This window comes from Neobacillus sp. B4I6 (assembly GCF_050434045.1).
In the GTDB taxonomy this organism is placed as follows: Bacteria; Bacillota; Bacilli; order Bacillales; family Cytobacillaceae; genus Neobacillus.
Map to the genome: position 1 here is coordinate 2,648,828 of NZ_JBNPWB010000002.1, position 19,917 is coordinate 2,668,744.

At 39.6% G+C, this 19,917-nt stretch carries 19 protein-coding genes, 1 pseudogene and 1 riboswitch; of the genes and pseudogenes, 3 read left to right on the forward strand and 17 right to left on the reverse strand.

What is annotated here, in order from left to right; genetic code table 11:
* Positions 1-42 precede the first annotated feature (42 nt).
* The 15 genes and pseudogenes from QF028_RS15160 to QF028_RS15230 all read right to left on the reverse strand — a co-directional run bounded on the left by QF028_RS15160 (position 43) and on the right by QF028_RS15230 (position 15,455).
* Positions 43-1,269, reverse strand: coding sequence for a DUF4132 domain-containing protein (locus QF028_RS15160; RefSeq protein WP_429472363.1), 1,227 nt, complete (start codon positions 1,267-1,269; stop codon positions 43-45).
* 57 nt (positions 1,270-1,326) lie between these two features.
* Positions 1,327-3,899, reverse strand: a pseudogene (locus QF028_RS15165) (DUF5724 domain-containing protein); the annotation flags it as partial.
* Positions 3,900-3,908: 9 nt separating this feature from the next.
* Positions 3,909-4,934, reverse strand: coding sequence for a hypothetical protein (locus QF028_RS15170; protein WP_429466601.1), 1,026 nt, complete (start codon positions 4,932-4,934; stop codon positions 3,909-3,911).
* 14 nt (positions 4,935-4,948) lie between these two features.
* Positions 4,949-5,371 (reverse strand): hypothetical protein, encoded by a 423-nt coding sequence (locus QF028_RS15175; RefSeq protein ID WP_429466602.1) that lies wholly within the window; start codon positions 5,369-5,371, stop codon positions 4,949-4,951.
* 153 nt (positions 5,372-5,524) lie between these two features.
* Positions 5,525-6,529: an ABC transporter substrate-binding protein gene (locus QF028_RS15180; RefSeq protein ID WP_429466604.1), complete on the reverse strand. Its 1,005-nt coding sequence runs from the start codon at positions 6,527-6,529 to the stop codon at positions 5,525-5,527.
* Positions 6,530-6,545: 16 nt separating this feature from the next.
* Positions 6,546-7,316 (reverse strand): ABC transporter permease, encoded by a 771-nt coding sequence (locus tag QF028_RS15185; protein ID WP_429466606.1) that lies wholly within the window; start codon positions 7,314-7,316, stop codon positions 6,546-6,548.
* The gene (locus QF028_RS15190; RefSeq protein WP_429466608.1) at positions 7,306-8,049 is read right to left on the reverse strand and encodes an ABC transporter ATP-binding protein; all 744 of its coding nucleotides are present in this window, start codon (positions 8,047-8,049) and stop codon (positions 7,306-7,308) included. Before QF028_RS15190 ends, QF028_RS15185 begins: the two co-directional genes overlap by 11 nt.
* 7 nt (positions 8,050-8,056) lie before the next feature.
* Positions 8,057-8,728 carry a thiaminase II gene (tenA, locus tag QF028_RS15195; protein ID WP_429472365.1) on the reverse strand — a complete coding sequence of 224 codons (672 nt, stop codon included), beginning with the start codon at positions 8,726-8,728 and terminating at the stop codon, positions 8,057-8,059.
* Positions 8,691-10,016, reverse strand: a complete 1,326-nt coding sequence (locus QF028_RS15200) for an acetylornithine deacetylase (RefSeq protein ID WP_429466610.1) — start codon at positions 10,014-10,016, stop codon at positions 8,691-8,693. Before QF028_RS15200 ends, tenA begins: the two co-directional genes overlap by 38 nt.
* 25 nt (positions 10,017-10,041) lie before the next feature.
* A complete protein-coding gene (gene thiW, locus QF028_RS15205; RefSeq protein WP_429466612.1) occupies positions 10,042-10,554 on the reverse strand; it encodes an energy coupling factor transporter S component ThiW in 513 nt (170 codons plus the stop codon).
* Positions 10,538-11,209, reverse strand: coding sequence for a thiamine phosphate synthase (thiE, locus tag QF028_RS15210; RefSeq protein ID WP_429466614.1), 672 nt, complete (start codon positions 11,207-11,209; stop codon positions 10,538-10,540). Before thiE ends, thiW begins: the two co-directional genes overlap by 17 nt.
* A complete protein-coding gene (gene thiD / locus QF028_RS15215; protein ID WP_429466616.1) occupies positions 11,206-12,024 on the reverse strand; it encodes a bifunctional hydroxymethylpyrimidine kinase/phosphomethylpyrimidine kinase in 819 nt (272 codons plus the stop codon). The genes thiE and thiD overlap by 4 nt, the downstream gene beginning before the upstream one ends.
* Before the next feature lie 15 nt (positions 12,025-12,039).
* The gene (thiM, locus tag QF028_RS15220) at positions 12,040-12,852 is read right to left on the reverse strand and encodes a hydroxyethylthiazole kinase (RefSeq protein ID WP_429466618.1); all 813 of its coding nucleotides are present in this window, start codon (positions 12,850-12,852) and stop codon (positions 12,040-12,042) included.
* An 81-nt stretch (positions 12,853-12,933) separates the two neighbouring features.
* A riboswitch (TPP riboswitch) is annotated at positions 12,934-13,043 on the reverse strand.
* A gap of 78 nt (positions 13,044-13,121) precedes the next feature.
* Complete coding sequence (gene dcuS / locus QF028_RS15225; protein WP_429466620.1) at positions 13,122-14,735, reverse strand: DcuS/MalK family sensor histidine kinase; 1,614 nt, start codon at positions 14,733-14,735, stop codon at positions 13,122-13,124.
* A 42-nt stretch (positions 14,736-14,777) separates the two neighbouring features.
* The gene (locus QF028_RS15230) at positions 14,778-15,455 is read right to left on the reverse strand and encodes a response regulator (protein WP_429466622.1); all 678 of its coding nucleotides are present in this window, start codon (positions 15,453-15,455) and stop codon (positions 14,778-14,780) included.
* A gap of 258 nt (positions 15,456-15,713) precedes the next feature.
* Here QF028_RS15230 and QF028_RS15235 point away from each other — a divergent pair, with 258 nt between their 5' ends.
* Complete coding sequence (locus tag QF028_RS15235; RefSeq protein WP_429466624.1) at positions 15,714-16,979, forward strand: dicarboxylate/amino acid:cation symporter; 1,266 nt, start codon at positions 15,714-15,716, stop codon at positions 16,977-16,979.
* Positions 16,980-17,048: 69 nt separating this feature from the next.
* On the opposite strand, the gene QF028_RS15240 is transcribed toward QF028_RS15235, so the two are convergent.
* A complete protein-coding gene (locus QF028_RS15240; RefSeq protein WP_215010047.1) occupies positions 17,049-17,288 on the reverse strand; it encodes a glutaredoxin family protein in 240 nt (79 codons plus the stop codon).
* Positions 17,289-17,481: 193 nt separating this feature from the next.
* Entirely contained in the window at positions 17,482-18,246 is a 765-nt protein-coding gene (locus QF028_RS15245) for a TatD family hydrolase (RefSeq protein WP_429472367.1), read from the reverse strand.
* A 504-nt stretch (positions 18,247-18,750) separates the two neighbouring features.
* On the opposite strand from QF028_RS15245, the gene QF028_RS15250 reads away from it, so the two are divergent.
* Both QF028_RS15250 and QF028_RS15255 read left to right on the forward strand, forming a co-directional pair.
* Positions 18,751-18,897, forward strand: coding sequence for a hypothetical protein (locus QF028_RS15250; protein ID WP_429466627.1), 147 nt, complete (start codon positions 18,751-18,753; stop codon positions 18,895-18,897).
* Between the two features lie 97 nt (positions 18,898-18,994).
* Positions 18,995-19,780 carry a spermidine synthase gene (locus QF028_RS15255; protein WP_429466629.1) on the forward strand — a complete coding sequence of 262 codons (786 nt, stop codon included), beginning with the start codon at positions 18,995-18,997 and terminating at the stop codon, positions 19,778-19,780.
* Positions 19,781-19,917 lie beyond the last annotated feature (137 nt).

Sequence of the window (19,917 nt, forward strand, 5' to 3'; positions counted from 1 at the left end):
GCTACCATCGAAATAGCGGTCTTTTGTATGAACGAAATTTTGCTAGTTTTTTATTTGTTCCAAAATAAACGGATCTTTGATTTTCTTATCTTCCGCGAGCAAAAGGACTTTTGAAACAATTTCGGCTGTTTTTGGGTCCTCGTCCATGAATGGCAGGAAGATTCGACCACGCTGCTGTGAATGGACGGGAACGATATAAATGGCACCTGTAGCCTGTTTATACACATTGGCACTTCCCAGGTGAACACTATAATCCCCAAGACTTCCGTTAATCAAGGCAAAATTGCCCTCGATTATTACATTTTCCAGTCTCATTAATCGAACCGATTCCGTCACTATTACTTTTCTCATTTCAATCGTCGTTAAGCTCGCCTCTGGGTCCACCCCGCCGACATGGGCGATACTGACAACCAAATCAATGTCTCGCATCGTTTCCGAGAAGATCACCTTCGGAATATTTTTAATTTCTAGAGGTTGATAGGTAAGACGGTCGAAAAATTCGATTGTTTCCAAGGTCGGACACTCAACATCCGATGGAGAGAACCAATCGGCTAAAGCATTTAGTTGCACGATAATATTTTCCTTGTAGTAGACTTTTTGAAGTCCCGCTTCATAGCTCGTCGTCCACAAGCGATTTTTTAATAAGGCAACTGTTTTTTGCGGCTGTATTTGGTGACCCGCGTATCTTTGTGTTCCCGTTCCCGCTGCAAGTTCATCCTGATTTGGTAAATATAGTTCTCGAAACACCTGCTTAAACGGCTGTTTCACCTTCCGAGCGAATAAATCCCGTTGGAATTCACTCCATTGCCCACTCTCAAAGAGATGGACTGGGTGAGCGATGAAAATTTCATCAGTGGCCTGAATGGAATACTTATCAACCGCCCCAACACCATTTAGACAACCGTCTTCAAAAAAGCCTAAATAGTTCCCCACTTTTAGTACCAATGATGTCATGAGTGGCGTTAACACCGGATTTTTCATCATAGTATAAACTTCACTTAAAAGAAAACTGTTTCCAAGCTCCATCGAGCGTTCTAACTCTTCTTTTGCTCGTTTGTATTGCTCCCTTAAATCGGATTTGATCCCTTTTAAGACAACTATATATTCGTGTTTATTGTACTTGGCTGGGAGTTTTTTTAGTGCTTTATCTCCTTTTACTGCTTTGATATCTCCTCGCCCATTGGCATCAATCACGAGCTGTACAGTCAGATCATCCATCACTTTTGGTTTAAGAAATGGCGCAATTTCTTCCATTTTTTTCGCTTCCATCGCCCACTTTAGCCTTGTTACATCCTTATAGCCTGCATTTCTGGCAAGGTTATCACGGGAAATTGTGACTGTTTTCGATTCACTGGTACGACGCTGTGCCCCAAACCTCTTACTTTCCTTTAAAAATCTTTGTAAGAATACATACCGTTCGAGAACATCTTGTTCATTTTTCACAGGAATCAAACTGTAACATAATACTTGATCCTTTGTTCTTTTTTCCTGAACTAGGTTTTTAGTATTTTCAAGTGCTAATTTCCCCAAGACCGCATCCGCAAACAGCTGTGATCTGCGATGATTCGCACCTGCCGAAATGTATTTAGCACATTGATAGAGAATTTGAAAGGTTCCTCACCCAACTGTTCGTAAGACTCTTTAAACCACCTGATGTCAAAAGCACCATCTTGAAATTCCTGTGGTGAGATGGGCGAATAATGCGCGACAATGGTTTCTTTTTCCTCAGAAAATGTCTCATTGATATGGGCATGGAAATACCAGGCGGCACTCCTCAAACCATTCCAATTTAAGTGCTTTGAAACAATGTCTAGCCATTGCGGGGCATACATCGCTGCCTCTAATAATCTTTTTTCCGACAATGTCTTCCCCTTTAAAATTCGCTTCAGTTGTACGTCGCTGTCTCCCTCTTTTGGATAACTTGTTTTTAATAAATGGGAGAACACTTCTTTTTTAGTGAGATCGCTGCCATTACCATAAATATAGCCGCGCACGAACGATTCTTTATCAAGGCCTAATAAGATTTGAACAAAGGATTCTATGCCTTCATGGCGTTCAATTCCCATTGCTACGGTAGTTATATCTGTTTGGAGATCCCCTCTTTTTAGTTCAATTTCTAATATTCTTTGAACCAGCTGATCTTTAATAGGAATCATATCAGGATAATTTTTTAAAAAATGATCCTTGGGATTGGTTAATTCTGATACATAGTCTCTACTTGTATCCTCTCGACCCAAAAGCTCATGAAAAATGACTTGTTCATCGATCATTTTACGTGCATAAGCTTTTGCTAAATCTTCCATCGACGGAAGAAAACTTTCAAAATTAGCCATCGTATATAACTGATAATGAAGCTTGAAATACACATCAAAGGATTCACTAGTAATATCGGCAAAGTGTTCAGCCCATTCTAGCCATGGATCGATAAGAAAATCAAGCAGCTTATATTCGGTTTTGAGCTTATCTTCAGGGATCGAATGTACCAGAAAATTTAACACAGCACTGATGTTGTCGAAAAGCTCTTTTGAATCTTGAATGGTAAAATAAGCATCGAAAAGCGTTTCTACTTGGGAACGATAATTCAAATCATCAAGAAAGCGATTCATTTCTTCGATGTTTTCGATTGGATAAATTTCTTCTAAAAATGTTTTCCTCCAGCCCTCTACCTTTGGATTATCCATAACCTCCCAAACATCCAGCCTATTACTGTAATAGCTAAAGATCCTGTCCGAGTGAAGATAGAAGGCAGTCTGAATGAGCTCTGATGCTGGTAGCACATGGGTATTAAAATACTCCTTCCAAACTTCAGCTATTGGAAGTTGGTCGATTTGCTGTTTTTCATCCTCTCGATAAGTGCACCTTAATTCCTCGCCAATATGGAGCGTATCCTTTGAGCCATCATACCACTCGACCTCATATTCCACCCGACGATGTTCATGAATTAATGCGGCTAAACCTTGAAGAAATTGCTTGCTAGAATCTATGGTTTGCTTTAAAAGGTTTTTTAACTCTTGTTTAGGATGCTCGAGTTCAAGGTTTACTCGATGATTCGGGTCATATAATCCAAACCCATTTTCCAGGTTGTATTTCTCGGTTTGAAACAATTTATCAAATAATATTTGTTCTTTTGAGCCAGCTTTCATTTTAAGGATTGTATTATTAAACGCTTTTATAAGTCTTTCACGTTCCTCCTGATCATTAATTTCTGATAAGATTTCAAGCGCACCCACTCGTTGCAACTCTGCTTTACTTGATAATAAACGGTCAAGCGCGGTTTCTAGTTGAACCTTTGGGAGTCCTAGTAAAATCTGAATGGCTCCTTGTCGGAGGGCTCCAGTTTTTAATTTTAACATCGCTTCAATCTTTAAAATTTCTTCAGGCAAAAGTTCCATTGATTTGATGCTCGTGAGTGCGATTTCTCGATTGTTCACACTTTTATCAGCAAGGCTTGCAAAAAGGAAATCGCGTTGTGTTTTATCCGAGTCATCCTTGATAAAAAATGATAGCAGATCTTCTCTTAATTCAGCACTTAGCTTGTCCTTCGATTCAATTAATTGTCTTAGCCAATCCTTATCCAAGTCGTAGGCGGTCAAGAACATCAATTTTCTCGCAATTTCGTCTCTTGAGAAAATAAGCGTAAGTCCTTGATTCGTTTTTGATTCGATTTCGAGTTCTCTTTTGGGCATTTGTAAGAACATGTTTTTAAACAACTCAAACTGTCGAGATCGTTCCTTCTTGTTTTCTAAAAATGGTACCTGGTTGAATTTCAGGGTGCTTTCACTTTTTTCAGAATCGTATGACCAATGGATATCGTAGTCATACACATAGTTTTTGAGAAGATAATATTGTAGCTCTACGTTCTTTTCACTTAAAAACGGGTGTGCTAACTCAAATCTCATACCCGAATTTTAGCTTTGTGTTAAAAAGAATTGGGCCATCACCTTTTGATAGGTTTCGCCGTTTTCCATCAGGAATTGGATTGGTTCTTTTATATCGTCTTCTTCATTTACAGCTGTTGCCCAAAGACTAATGTAAAGCGTATTCAGATTCTCGCTTCTAACTCCCTCTTCACGCAGCACTCGATTGGATAGAGAATCTGCCGCATATTGAATCGATCGTTTAGTCACTCTTTTATCCGAGGATTGCAGGTCCAAGCCTGTCCAAACGTCAAGCGCTCTCACGACGGAACTGTAACGAATAAGTTCATTGTCAAGGATGACTTTAAGCATGTATATAGTAGCTTCTAATGTACCTTCATCCATATTTTCGACAATGCTTTGGCGCAAGCCCTCTTGCAGTCTGGCAGCAAGTAACAAATCACCGAGCATATTATATCCTTGCTGGCTATGGCTTTTAAAAATACCCTTGATCATTTCATATGTAAGTAGTGCCGTGTTATTTTCTCCGAAAATTATATTGGATAGGGCTTGAAATACCCGCTCATTATTTTGGTCAATTTCATAGGCAATCATATCACTGATCAGAGGATTGTATATCGGCGAACCCTCACGGCTAGATAGATAATCAATAATCGAAAACTCTTCAAAATCCAAGTCAAATATATAAAGGAAGCTCTCGATCATTCCATGGTAGTGATACTCGAGGTTTCTCGTCCGAAACGGTCGGCGCGAATACCCTTCACTGTATGGATATTCACATTTATGGTCGACGATATATTGAAAAAGAGCCACGTATTCTGCTCCGATTAAGGTGTGCACAATTTCCACTAGCGGTTGGAAAATGAGGGGGTCACGGGGGCTTTTTTGTGTGAATAGGATGTTTCTAATTTCTTGAAGATTTGTGTCGCGTACGATGTAGGTCGCGTCCATTAATTTTATTAGCAGCAGCGCCAAATTCTGCTCTGTTCCAGAAAATTCTTTGTTTGCCTTCGCTTCTAAACTCTCATAATATTGATCCTTATTTTTTGCTCTCATACCGTTTCCCCCCATTACCACATACGTCCTGCTAACATTGTCAGCTTTATAAAAGTAAGTTGATCATCCTCTTGTAAATCCAATGGCTTATCTAAATCGAGAGACTCTTTTTCATTAATAAATACTCGGTATAACCCATCTTCAAAGGCTTGGATAGCCACCCTGGCTGCCGTTTGCAGATTGGCTTTTTGGTCGCTATATTTAGTCCCAAACCCTACTTTTCCGGCATGGACTTGCTGTTCGATTTTCTCGTTTGTAAGAAAACTTACCAAGTTGGTTTCTGCTTGGGTTGTTGCATTAAACACCTGGACTTGGATTGACACTAATTCTGTCAACAACACTCTAAGTGTCGGCGGAGAACTCTGTAAATGAATCTCCTTACTCGTAAGATAATCCTTCCTCTTAGCCAGACTTTTCATTGTTACAAAGATTTTCATGTAGCTACCTCAATAATAGATTTTACCTATATATTAGCAAACTTCATTGAGGTATACAGCAACAACCCAATAAAAAGACCAACAAAAAAATGTCCACCCAAGGCGGACATTTTATTCGTTTTGTCTTTTTGTGGTGCCTGACACCAAAATATTTTAAAAGTTAATAAATGCATCCTCGGCTTTGACTGTGTCTTTTATGACTTTTTTGTCATTTAGCCATTGGGCGGCGGTTTTCCAGGTTTCTGGGTCTTGGTAGCCGAATGGTTTTTCTTTGGCGTCCATTAGTGGGAGAAGGATTTCTAGGCTTTTTGTTTCGACATCCTTCTCAAGGGGTGATGTTTTATCTTCATGGTTCATTAAGATCGAGAGACCATCTTCTGGATGTTTCTGAACGTATTTTTGACCATCTGTAATCGCAGCCATAAACTTTTTATACACTTCTGGTTTTTCTTTTAATCCCTTTTCACTAGCGACCATAACTAATTCATAATAATCTGGAACGCCATAGTCCGCCGGATTTAATGCTCTCATCGGGTGACCTTCTTTTTCCAGCAATAACTTCTCATGGTTAATATAGCCGCCGATCAGCGCATCAGTTTTTTTCGTTGCCATCGCAGGAATGAGATCCCAGCCCACATCGACCATTTTTATCTTTCCGGCGTCTCCGCCATCAGCTTTCACCATCGTTTGAACGATCGCTTCATCTAATGGAATCGATGGATAGCCAATCGTTTTCCCAGCTAAATCTTTGGGTGATTTTATCGAACCATCTGCTGGCACCATTAATTGATTTAATGGATGACGGACAATTGCTCCAATGGATTGAACAGGAATACCTTCACTGCGTGCCACAAGTACCTGTGGTTGATAGCTAAGCGCCATGTCAATTTGGTTGGCCGCAACCAGTTTAAGCGGATCATTGGTATCTGCTGGCATTTGGATATCAACATCTAAGCCTTGTTCTTTAAAATAGCCCTTTTCTTCAGCGACAAAAAGAAAGGAGTGCACCGCATTTGGATACCAATCTAACATTAAGCTAACTTTTTGTAGTTTATCGGCAGCCCCCGTGGTTTTATCTGATTCCTTTTCATTGTTTTTACCACAAGCACTTAATAGCAGTAACAATAGACTTACCATGATCAAAAAACTTTTCTTCATTTAGATTTCTTCCTCTCTAGCTGCGAATTTTATTTTTCAATACCTGTTTTTCCAATAAACCAATGAATAAAAACAACACAATTCCTAAAAGCGATAATAAAAATATTGCAGCAAACACGGAGTCTGCCTGTAAGTTACCAGACATTCGTCGACTGAAGTACCCTAGGCCTTCACTAGCACCCAGCCATTCACCAACCGTCGCTCCGACAACACAATAAACAACTGACAACTTCAATCCTGAAAAAATGGCTGGCAACGCCATGGGAATCTGGATTTTTTTAAAAATTGTCCAGCGATTGGCGCCCATCGTTAACAGCAATTCCCGGTATTCACTTCCACCAGATTTCAACCCATCATAGGTACTTACGACGATGGGAAAGAAGGCGGTTAAAATAGTCACGGCAATTTTGCTCCAAATCGAATAGCCAAACCACATAATAAAAATCGGTGAAATTGCAATTAGCGGCACCGTTTGTGAGATAACAAGAAATGGATATAATACCTTTTCAATGGAACGAGAAAAATGCATAGCAACTCCCAGCGATAATCCACCGATTACGGAGAGCACAAAACCGATCAGAACTTCCTTTAGGGTAGCCGGCAAATGCACTTCAAACAAAAGCTGTCGATTTTCTTGTAATGACCCCCAAATAGCCGAAGGCGCTGGCAAAATAAAGGAAGGAATCATGCCTTGCCTGACGATCCATTCCCATATGCTGACAAGGAGGATCACCACGATCAAAAACAAACCGTACTGTTCCGTCCATTTTTTCAAACTAGCTTTCATTGTGAATCAGCCACTCCAGTTCTTTTCTCATCGTAATAAACTCTGATTGATAGATTAGCTGTGAACTTCTTGGTCTCGCCAGGTTGACCTTTATTTTTTTGATTCCGGTGTCTTGGAGCAAATAGATTCTATCACTCAACAAAACCGCTTCTTCAAGATCATGGGTAATGAACAATACCGTCTTTTGTAATTCCCCCCACAGTCCTAATAACCAGCTATGCATGTTCCGTTTTGTCAGGGAATCAAGTGCGCCAAAGGGCTCATCCAATAATAAAAGATCTTTCCCTGTCATAAGGGTTCTTAAAAAGGCCACGCGCTGCTTCATTCCTCCCGAAAGTTCATTCGGATAAGCCTTTTCATATTCTGCCAAACCAAACCGCGATAACCACTCTCGTATTTCAGGTATTCTCGCTTGCTTAGGTTCCTTTGTTACTTCTAAAGGTAGTAACACGTTTTCTAAAACGGTTCTCCATGGTAAAAGCAGATCCTTTTGCGGCATGTAACCGATACTCCCTAATCTCTTTCCAGTCTTTTGACCATTGACCATAATATCTCCTTGATCAGGTTCAAGTAAACCAGAAATCAATTTAAAAAGAGTGCTCTTTCCAGATCCACTTGCGCCTATTACTGAGACAAACTCACCTGGTTTAACGTCTAGTGAAATTTGATCGAAAATAGGATTGGAGTTTTCTTCACTTTGAAAAGAGTAGGATAGGTCTTTGATAGATAACATGGCTGAGCTAGACAGGCCACTCGCCTCCCTGATAGACCATATCCCAGAACATATATTCAAATTTTGATGTAGTCAGGAAGTGTTCTTCTAAGTTGGCTAATTCCCGCTCCGGTTTACCCTCTGTCAATCTATCTAACAAATCGATCAACCAAGTTGCTAATGAACCAAATTCATTAGAAGAGTACATTTTCACCCATTCTCCATAAAGATGGTGTTCACTAGCATTTGGATAAGCATCTGCTAGCATCTTGCTAATCTCCCAGTAGCTCCACATACACGGCAAGAGAGCAGCAATTAATTCCTCGAGCGAACCTGTTTGAGCGACATTTAGCATATACCGAGTATAAGCTAAGTTAACCGGCGTTGGTTTTGTTTCCTCCAGCTGTTGATGGGTAATTCCAAACCTCTCAGCATACTGTCGGTGCAGATCCATTTCCCCGTGCAATGTCTCATGCAAAAGCTTCGCAAATGCGGCCATGGTTTCAATATCCTTTGCCTTAACAGCCCCTATAGCAAACAGCTTAGAGTAGTCAATTAAAAACACATAGTCCTGTTTCATATAGCGGATAAAGGATTCAACAGGCAGATCCCCTGTACCTATTCCGACTACAAATGGATGTTGATGGGTTTTCTGCCATACATCATTTACTGATTGATAAAGTCTTTCGGTGAGTTTCATTTCCATACTCTTCCTTCCTCGTGTTACACCATTCCGCGATAAATACGGCTAATACTTTTGTAAAATCTAATAATTGCTGAATTTCAACTTTCTCATTGACTGAATGGGCATCTTCCAATTTACCAGGTCCAAAGATGACCGTTGGAATACCAGCTCGACCCAGCCAGCCTGCATCTGTAACGGTGGTTGACATGCCCACCGTCGGCTTGTCTGTTAACAATTTTTCATAGGAATTAGCTAAAACCTTCGTTCCAGGATGATCAGAATCAATTTCTAACGATGGAAAAATTTCACCACGATCAACAATCATTGATTTTCCGCCCCAAACAAACTGTGGCGGATTCTCGCGAAGCCACGGATCTGCCGCTGCAACTGCACCAATATGTTGTTCTATTTCTTTAATAACCTCTTCATAGTCTTCATTCGGGTAAAAATGAACCGTAACCCATAGAGCACAGCGATCGGCCACAAATGCTGCATGCCTGCCACCTTCAATCACTGCCGGATTTATCGTATTTGTGCCGGGTGGAAAGCCTTCATAACTCTTCGTAATGGCCCAATGGCGTTCTAGGTCTTGGAGCCCAGAAATTATTTTCATCATTTTCTCAATTGCACTGGCCCCTTTTACGCCGCCACCTGCATGAATCATCTTCCGGCGGATTCCATCATGAAAAGTTTCTTTACTTTGAATGGTAATCCATCCAGTTATGACTCCGCCTTGTCCTTGAATATGTAAATCACTTGTATCAACCACTACTGCATAGTCAGCGGTATAACCCTTCTCAGTGCACGCCAGCGTCCCAGCCTCTCCAACTTCTTCACCGATAACAGATTGAAATTGAAGATCACCTTTGAGTGGGATACCCAGATCTTTTAAAAGTTTAATTGCGATTAGTGATGCCGCAATCCCGCCCTTCATATCGGCCACACCACGTCCATAGATATAAGAATCTTTGCAATAGGCAGAAAAAGGAGATTGGTCCCACTCTGAATGATCACCTACCTCCGCCACGTCCACATGACCATTTACAATCAAACTATGATATTGATCAGAAGATTCTCCAGGTAAATTGCCAACCACATTCGGATCTCCGGGATAGACATCCCACTTATCCGTGTAAAATCCCATGTTTTCTAAATACCCTTTTATAAATTCCTGGACATCATTTGTATTCCGTGCAGGAGGACTAACGGTTGGAAATGCGATAAGCGTGGTCAACAATTCGATTAATTCCGCTTCTCTCGCTTCAACTTCTTGTGAGATTTTTTCAAGCAAGTCCTCTTTCATTTGTATACTCCCTTACTATCTATGATTAGTTCCTGATAGTGGTATCATTTTCACTAACAATCAAAACTTTCTTTCTTAAAAAGACGGTTAAAATAATAAATCCAATCAGCGCTCCAGCAAACGAGCTAAATATAAATAATGGAATAAACCCAAATAATGTTGCCTTTTGACCGAGAAAAAGAGTAGCGATTGGGTAAGAAAGCAGTGCCCCAATGATACCCGTTCCAATTACTTCTCCGATAAAAGCAAGATAGATCTTTCTAGTTTTCAAAAATAATAGCGAGGCCAGTAAAGCTCCAACCATACTTCCAGGAAAGGCAAAAATCGAACCTGTTCCCATCAGGTTTCTTAACAGGGATACACAAAAGGCTTGAGCTATAGCATAATAAGGTCCTAAAAGAACGGCTGATAAAACGTTCAAAAAGTGCTGAACCGGGAAGACCTTTGTAAATCCAATCGGTATATAGAACAGGTTGCTTGAAATGGTACCAATGGCTATCATCATCGCAGTTAACGTCAGTTTATGTGTTTTGTTCATTTGAATACCTCTCATTAATACCGACACTATTTCTTAACGCCCTGGCTGCTTCGATTGGTGATTCTGCATGGCTTATGGCCGTAATAACGGAAACCCCATCTGCCCCAGCTTCCACTACCGATTGAGCGTTTTCTACCGTGATCCCTCCGATCCCAACAATCGGAATATCAATGCCATCTTTTCGTAATTTTTCGATCAGTATTGTTCCCTGTGATGGTTTGGCATCCAACTTTGTTTTTGTCGGAAAAACAGGACCAATGCCAAAATAGTCAGCACCACCGCTTATTGCAGTCATTGCTTCTTCCGTTGAATGGACGGAAACCCCAAGGATTCTCCTATCGCCGATCTTCTCTCGAACTGTGTATACCGTTTCATCCTCTTGTCCGATATGTACACCATCCGCATCAATTGCAACAGCCAACTCGATATCGTCATTAACAATGAAAGGGATATGATGTGCTCTGCAAATGGCTTGGAGTTCTTTCGCGAGTGTATATTTGTCAGCTCCAGTTAATGCGCCGTCACCCTTTTCTCGATATTGAAAAAGTGTAATCCCTCCGGCAATCGCCTCTTTTAAAACTTCGACTGGATCCTTTAAACAGTTGGTGCTGCCCATGATAAAATAAACACTTAAAGCCGCTCGTAAGTTTTTCATAATTCAGCCAGTTCCTTTGCAATTTTTCTTTTTCGATATGCCCAATGGTTAGTTGGACCATGTCCCTGCCCGATCTCCAAATGGTTTTCAATTGCGGACTGAATAAAATCCTTTGCTATACAAACTGCTTCATAAAGAGTTTCCCCTTTTGCTAGTTCAGCAGTAATTACTGCGGAAAAAGTACAACCTGTTCCATGTGTGTTCTTTGTCTGAATTCTCTTGCTGGTAAAGTAGTAAAATTCCTTTCCATCAAATAATAAATCAGTGGATTCAGACACATTTTCATCATGGCCGCCCTTAATCACGACATTTTTTACGCCTAACGCAAGTAGTCTTTTAGCAGACTCCAGTTTATCTTCCACTGTCAGAATCGACATGCCCGTTAGTACTTCCGCTTCTGGAATATTCGGGGTGATTACCGTTGCTAGCGGCAATAAGTATTTTTTCATGGCAGAAATGGCTTCCATTTGCAACAAAGAAGCGCCACCCTTTGCAATCATGACAGGATCGACAACAATATTTTGCCATTGATAATTTCTAAGCTGTGCAGCGACGGCCTCGATTATTTCAGCATTAAAAAGCATTCCTGTTTTCACCGCATCCGTACCGATATCTTCGCCGATCGCTTCGATCTGTTTTACGACTGCCTCAGCCGTCATTGGATAGACAGCATGGACGCCTAATGTATTTTGGGCCGTTACTGCAGTCAAAGCCGACATCCCGAAAACATCTAATTCCTGAAATGTCTTTAAATCCGCTTGAATTCCTGCTCCACCGCCGCTATCAGAACCAGCGATTGTTAATGCTTTTTTCATTTAAATTACCCCCAGTTATCGATTGAATTGTTTAACAGAAGCATGTGAAATGATATCTTCGGAAGAAACTAAAGTTAATTGGTTTAAGAATTCGATTTGGAAACTTCCAGGTCCCATTTCAACTGTTTTTGCTGCTGCCTTCTCTGCCGCGATTCCATAATACGTTAAAGCAGCCACTGAAGCTTGAAGCAGGTCCTTTTCCACTCCTGCAAACGCTCCAATCACAGAGGTTAATAAACAGCCAGTGCCTGTCACCTTCGTTAAAATTGGATGTCCATTTGACACGACATAGGTTGTTTTCCCATCCGAAACGACATCCTCTTTTCCAGTGATGACGACAAGACCATTTAATTTTTGTGCTGAAGTAATAGCTAGTTCAATGATATTTCCTTTTGCATCCCCAGCATCGACGCCCTTAATTTCCCACTTTTCACCAACCACATTGGCAATTTCGGCTGCATTACCTCTAATCACAGAGACTTTTACCTCGTTCATAATTCTTTGCGCGGTTTCGGTTCGATAGCGGGTAGCCCCTGCACCAACCGGGTCAAAAATGACGGGAACACCGGATTCATTGGCCGCTTTTCCGGCAATGATCATCGATTCTACTGTCTGTGGGTTTAATGTTCCAATGTTCAATACTAATGAACTTGCAATCTTGGCCATATCTGCTACTTCCTCAGCTGCATATGCCATAACCGGTGAGGCACCAAGGGCAAGGAGCCCATTTGCCGTAAAATTCGTAACGACCACATTGGTAATATTATGTACCAGCGGATTATCCTTTCTAACTTCTTCCAACGTTTCATACAAACTATTTTTTTCCATCTCGATTTCCCCGTTTCTTATTTTAAAATAAAAAAACCAGATCCAATAATGGACCTGGTTAGTTAGTCAAAGAAATAATTAACATTCACTTGGCTACTTTCCTCCGCTGGTATTACCCAGATCAGGTCCGAAGGGTTGAAAATTTCTCCATTTTCTCTCAGCCTGTTTACAGGGCACCCCTAGTAGATCTAATACTTTATTTAACTAACTACATAATATTCCTATGGTACTAGAATGTAAAGGAAAAAGTATCAGTTAACATAACATTATTATTGTTTGCTTTTATATGGGAAAGTAACAATAAATGTTGTCCCTTTTCCTTTTTGGGAATGAATTTCTATCTGTCCATTTAATTTTTCCAAGCTTCTCTGCACCAATGATAAACCGATTCCGCGATTTTCACCCTTGGTAGAATACCCTTTGATAAATAAGTGATGTCTTACATCCTCATCGATTCCTTGTCCTGTATCATGGACCTCCAACGCTAGGACTTCATCGTAAAAGTCAAACCTTAAGGTAACTTTTTTATGTGGACGGTCCGCAACAGCATCCAGTGCATTATCGATTAAATTTCCGAGAATCGTTACCACTTCATGGGTTATTTCCTGCTGCTCTGGTTCAGGTAGACTTCCTTCCCCATCAATGATTAATTCACATCCATTTTCCCTGGCGAAGCTAAGTTTTCCTAAAATAAAACCTGCTAAAACAGGATCTTTAAACCGACTGACAACAAATTCTACCTCAGTTTGTTGGTGATCGACAATTTTGGTAATGTATGACGAGACCATTTGATAGTCTTTCATATGAATTAAACCTGATATTACATGCAGTTTATTCATGAATTCATGTGACTGAGTTCTCAGTGCTTCCGCGTATAGCTTTACACCGGTTAATTGTTCAGCTAATTGCTTGATTTCGGTTTTTTCTCGGAAGGTAGCAATCGCACCGACAATCTTTCCTTTGACAACAACCGGAACCCGATTGGTTAAAATGGTAATATGATTGATTTCTTGTTCTTGGTCTAATTGAGATTCCCCCGTTCCTAGAACAGAAGATAGCATTGAATTTGGCATGTAGTCATCCACTTTTCTTCCTAAAAAGGGCCCATGAATGCCAGCTTTTTGAAGAAGTCGGATCCCCTCATTATTTACGAGAGTGGTAAAAGCATCCTGGTCAACTGCCAAAATTCCTTCCTTTGTGGATTGAAGCATCGCACTACGTTCCTCAAGCAATTTTGCCATCTCACTCGGCTCAAGTCCAAAAAGAATCGCTTTGATTTTTCTAGCTAGAATAAGGGCTCCTAGAATCCCAACTAGAATTCCTACTCCCACACCGATCAAAATAATTTTCCTACTTTGTTCAATCGCCTGATTAACTTTTTCTAAAGAAATCCCAACCGCGACTGCTCCTATTTGTTTATTTTCTTGATCATACACCGGAACAAACGAGCGTAAAGACAATCCCAATGTCCCATTGGCAATGGAAATATGCTCTTTCCCTTTTAAGACAGGTCCTTCATCCCCACCGACAAAATGCAGACCTAATAGGTTGCGGTTGGGATGTGATTTTCTTGTTCCATACATGTCCATCACGACGATAAATTCAACATGCGTTGATTGTTTAATATCATTCGCAAATGTTTGGATATCCTTCTCTGCTGTTTTATTTTTAAGCCCATTCATGACAATCGGAGACTTTGCAACAATTCTCGCAATATCTGTTGCTTTTTCAGCTTGGCTATTCTCTGTTTCTTCTGAAATTCTGTTGGTGATTAAAATCTCGGTTACTAACAATGCCATCACGACCACGATACAAACCAGCAGGGTTATCGTCGATTGTAATCGAAGTTTTGGTTTGCCCAACCTTTTTTTCCACCCCAACATGATTCCCCCTTTCTTACAGGCAATCTTTTCAAGGTATTTTCTTTAAACACCGTAACGGTTGATTGGTCTTCCGACGCCGCCGTAATGGATATGAATCTTGACTTTTCCTTCTTTTTCTAAGTAATCAAGGTATCTTCGAGCCGTTACCCGAGCCATTCCGATGCTTTCCGCTACTTCTTCCGCAGATATAGGTTCTTTTTCCTGCGAAATGAAATCGGTAATTTTTATTAACGTATTCATATTTAATCCCTTGGGTAAACTCTCTCTTTCACTTTCTTCTTTGCTATCAATAAATAAAATTTGATCGAGCTCCTCCTGTAAAAGAGCTTTCTTTTCTCCTAATTTGACTCGATAGTTTTTATAATTATCAAGTGACTTTTTAATTCGATCAAAGGTAAACGGTTTTATGATGTAATCAACAGCCCCTTGTTGTCGTACACGGTGGATGGTTTCTATATCGCTCGCAGCTGTTATCGCAATCACATCCACAGAATAGGCCTCTGAACGCAGTTCGCTGAGCATTTCCAATCCACCCATATAAGGCATATAAATATCGATAATCGCCAGATCCGGACTGAGTTCTTTCACTAATCTTAACCCTTCCATCCCATTAGAGGCGATTCCAATAATCGAAAACCCTTCAATCCTATCAATGAATTGGCGGTGCACCTCTCGAACCATCGGATCATCTTCAATCAATAGTACTTTTAACGGAAACATCCCCTGCTCCCCCTTACATTAAATGAAATTATATTTCACTTTATATTATTATCATGGCCTATTTTATTGAAATAGTAAATTCATAGATAGCAATTTTGTTCGATTTTTATGAGAGTTAACTAAGGTATTTTCTATAACAAAAGGAACAATAAGACCAATATGACCAAAATCTTACTATAATCTGAATTTTCTTTTATTATGTGATTAGGCTGGATGAAAGCGTTAACAGAATTACTAAACAAAGGGGTGTATGAGGAAATGAAAATTAATTTCAAAAATTTGACCGTCCAAGTATTATTGGGGATCGTACTTGGGATTGTCATCGGATTTCTTTTTCCGAAATTCGGTACAGAATTAAAGGTTTTGGCGGATATCTTTATCAAGTTAATAAAAATGGTCATTGCTCCAATTGTATTTTTTACAATAGTCATTGGCATCGGTAACATGGGGGATTTGAAGAAGGTTGGGCGTATCGGCGGGAAAGCGCTCCTGTATTTTGAAATTGTAACGACGTTTGCCTTGGCTATTGGTTTGCTCTTAGTTAATGTGATCAAACCTGGATCTGGGTTTAATACAGATTCCGTAAAAGGCGGAGATATTTCACAATTTACCGCGCAAGCAAATGAAACTAGTCATGGATTTATTGAATTTATTTTAGGAATTATTCCTGATAATTTTGTTGGGGCAATGGCGAAGGGCGAGCTGCTCCCGATTTTATTCTTTGCCGTCCTGTTTGGGATTGCACTTGCTTCTTTAGGGCAAAAAGGGAAACCAGTTGTTGCCTTGTTTGAGCAATTTACGGAAATCTTTTTTAAGATTGTTAATATTGTAATGAAATTTTCACCCATTGCAGCATCTGGTGCAATGGCCTATACGATTGGTAATTTTGGTCTTGGTTCGTTAGTCTCGCTTGGAAAATTGATGGGCAGCGTTTATGCAACGATGTTTCTTTTCATCATCTTTGTACTAGGTGGGATCGCGAAGCTATATGGTTTTAATATTTTGAAATTCATCGCCTACATTAAAGAAGAAATTCTCTTGGTGTTAGGTACTTCATCCTCTGAATCCGCTTTACCAAGAATGATGGAAAGACTTGAAAAATACGGCTGTTCCAAATCAGTTGTTGGTCTTGTCGTTCCAACCGGGTATTCCTTTAACTTAGATGGTACTGCTATTTATCTTTCAATGGCTGCGCTCTTTATTGCTCAAGCTTACAATGTCGATATTACGATTTGGCATCAAATCACTTTATTAGGTATTCTTATGTTGACATCTAAAGGTGCTGCCGGTGTAACGGGTTCTGGTTTTATTACACTAGCTGCTACTCTATCTGCTTTCCCGGTAATACCGGTTGAAGGGATTGCCTTGTTACTAGGTGTCGATCGTTTTATGTCTGAAGCACGTGCGATTACGAACTTAATCGGAAATGGTGTGGCAACTGTAGTAGTTTCCAAGATGGAGAACGAATTCCACCCTACTGATGAACTTCAAAGTACCAAAACAGATAAATCGATTAGTGCATAATAATTTACAGAAAAATGGCTTGGGGGATTTTCCTCCAAGCCATTTTTGTACTGAATTGAAAGCTGCACCTTAACTTTTTGCTATTTCAATTAGTTCCTTTAATTCATTTGTAAATCCTTTCACTGCTCGATTATCAACGACAGTAACAGGAACTCCTAGAAAACCGAATTTCTCCACTTCCTCCTGATATTCAGGGTTTGCCAACACATCCCTGGATTCGAAAGCAATTCCTTCCTCACTAAGAACTTTTTTGACCATCGTACATTCGATACAGTCTTTTGTTGTATAGACGATTACCGGCTTGTTCATTGTTTGTTTTCCCCTTTTGTATTATTTTCTGAAGGCTCTATTGTGAAAAGGATATGCTTATTAAATCAGAATTGACTAATTCTTCAATTAATCTAAATGGCAACCCTCTAGCTCTTTTGGTCAAATGCGTGTCTGAAAGGACAGTAATTTTCATAATCATACTCCATTCTAAGTACCACTCATAATAATGCGTTTATAATTGATAAAATAATCTTGTGTTCTTCCATAATCTTTCCGAAACTTCATCTTCTGACAATTTTTTTATTTTTGAAATTTCCTTAATGGATTCAAGCATCATATTCGGATGTGTCATAGTTCCTAAAAATGGACCTTCAAATGGCCATGGACCATCTGTTTCAATCATCATTTGTTCAAGCGGATATCTCTGTACTAATTGTTGTATCTCTTCATCATAGACAACATCCGGTGTAACCGATATATAATAGCCATTTTCTTTCATTCTTGTAATTGTTTTATTATCTCCTTTAAACCAATGAAAATGGGCGTTTTTGACGGAATATTTTTCTAAAAGGTCACAAACAATGGGAGCATCCTCATGAACGGCATGGAGGACAATTGGCTTCCCATATGTACTTGCTTTTTGAACAAAAGCCTCTAACAGCTTTCTGTACTGTTCGTACTGGCAAGTGGTAACCTTTTGTTTTTTCCGTAAATAATAGGGAAGCCCAACCTCTCCAATAGCTATCATAACGTCAATATGATCATTCATCCAAGAGAACAGCTCATTCTGCTGTTCAACTGTCGGTAGCGGCTGCTCAGGATGGTATCCGAATGCGGCTCTCACCTTTTGATATTTTCCCGTAAACCCATGATTTCTTTTACACGATTCTAAATCATAAGAAACCGAAATCAGATTTTCAATTTGTGGAATAGTTTCCATCAGCTGACTAATCTCGTCATCTTTATAATGATCGAGATGAATGTGGGCATCAATCATTTTTAACAAAATGCTCACTTCCTTTATTCAGACTTGTTGTAATAATAATCTACTTTATTCCAATTAAATTTCCAATTTTCCGACAATAAAACTCGATAATTGTCTGAACACGCGCTTTCCCAAGGAATAATTTAAATTATTTCCATAATGATGGGGCATTTATTACCTAATTCCCTAGTATCTTAGGCTTTTTTTGGCTAATAAAATGGCTGTTTAGGGAAATATATGATTTTTCTCTTTTTCGACTTTTTATGCATTTCCCTCAAGAAAATATTCCAATAGTCCCATTTCATTTCTCCTAAAAAATTAGACAGCCTTTTGATCGTCGAGGTATCCGAGAAGTACTTTGGACCCTATAGGAAAGAACATCTATTAGGACAATAACATAATTTCATCAATTGATATATACAACTAGTACCAATCGCTTTCTTTCAACATAGCTTGTCTAATATAAGGAGATTGAAAATCTTCCTTATTTAAAAAGATAATAAGGGGGGATAACACATGGCAACTCCTTGTACTATAAGTGTTGTTGAAGTTCTTATTGCAATCGTTTTGATTGTAGCTTTACTGTTAGCTGTTTTGCTCGGAGCTCGTGCAGACGTACAAGCTTGTATTGGAGACTGCATCGCTACTGCTCTTTGCTTATAATTTAGGCAGGATAAAATGCGCAGTCAATTTAGGGATCTTCTTAGCCAAGTCTAAGAAGGTCTTTTTTATACGATAACGGTATTTTGGAGGTGTATATATGAATCCGTTTAATAGAAATGAAGGTTTGGAAAGACATATTTCTCGTTACGGATCCACGTTAATTTATAAGACTTCAAGCTCGTATCAAAATATATACGTTACGGATCGAAGTAAATACGAAGGAATGCGAGGAAAATTCCGAATACTTCAATTTTCTTCCGATGCTGTTCAAGGAGTAATAAATATGGAGCAACCGCAATGCCTAGTCGCTTCATACAGTCGAATCACAGTTGATCTTATTGATCACTATGCATCTCATTTTAAAAAAGGATACATTATTGGCCATGGAATTGGCACCGTTAGCTCTTATTATTCGCATAAATACTTGTTAACGGCGGAGATTGACCCGCTGGTCGTCGAGGTATCCAAGAAGTACTTTGGGTATACGGGAAAGAACGTGGAAGTCGGTGATGGACAAGCGCTCTTAAAAACTCAGGAGGCACAATCTCAGGATATCATTTTTTTGGACGCGTACAGTAGCAGTGAAATTCCGTTTCACCTAACAACTAAAGAATTTTTTACTCTGACAAACGAAAAGCTGTCCGACAAAGGAATTCTAATCATGAATTATATTGGAAAGGTAAGTAATGATAAATTATTGCATACACTATACGCGACGATTTCAGGAATTTATCCCTACGTAAAGCTGTTTGCTACCGATCCAAAGAAACTATCGAAACAAAATATATTTTTCGTTGCAAGTCGGCACGTTCTGGAGGACTATTCACCTCGAGAAGCGACCCCTATTCAGATTATGGATATCTTTCCCCCTTTACGGGATTAGAATTTCAAATGGGGCCCTTACACAATACATTCTATATCCTCAAATCGGACTTATCTTTCTAGGAATTCCTAATGGAGGTGTGATGAACTCTAGAAGATTATTTAAAAATAAAATAATCTTCTAGGGTTTTTTTATAT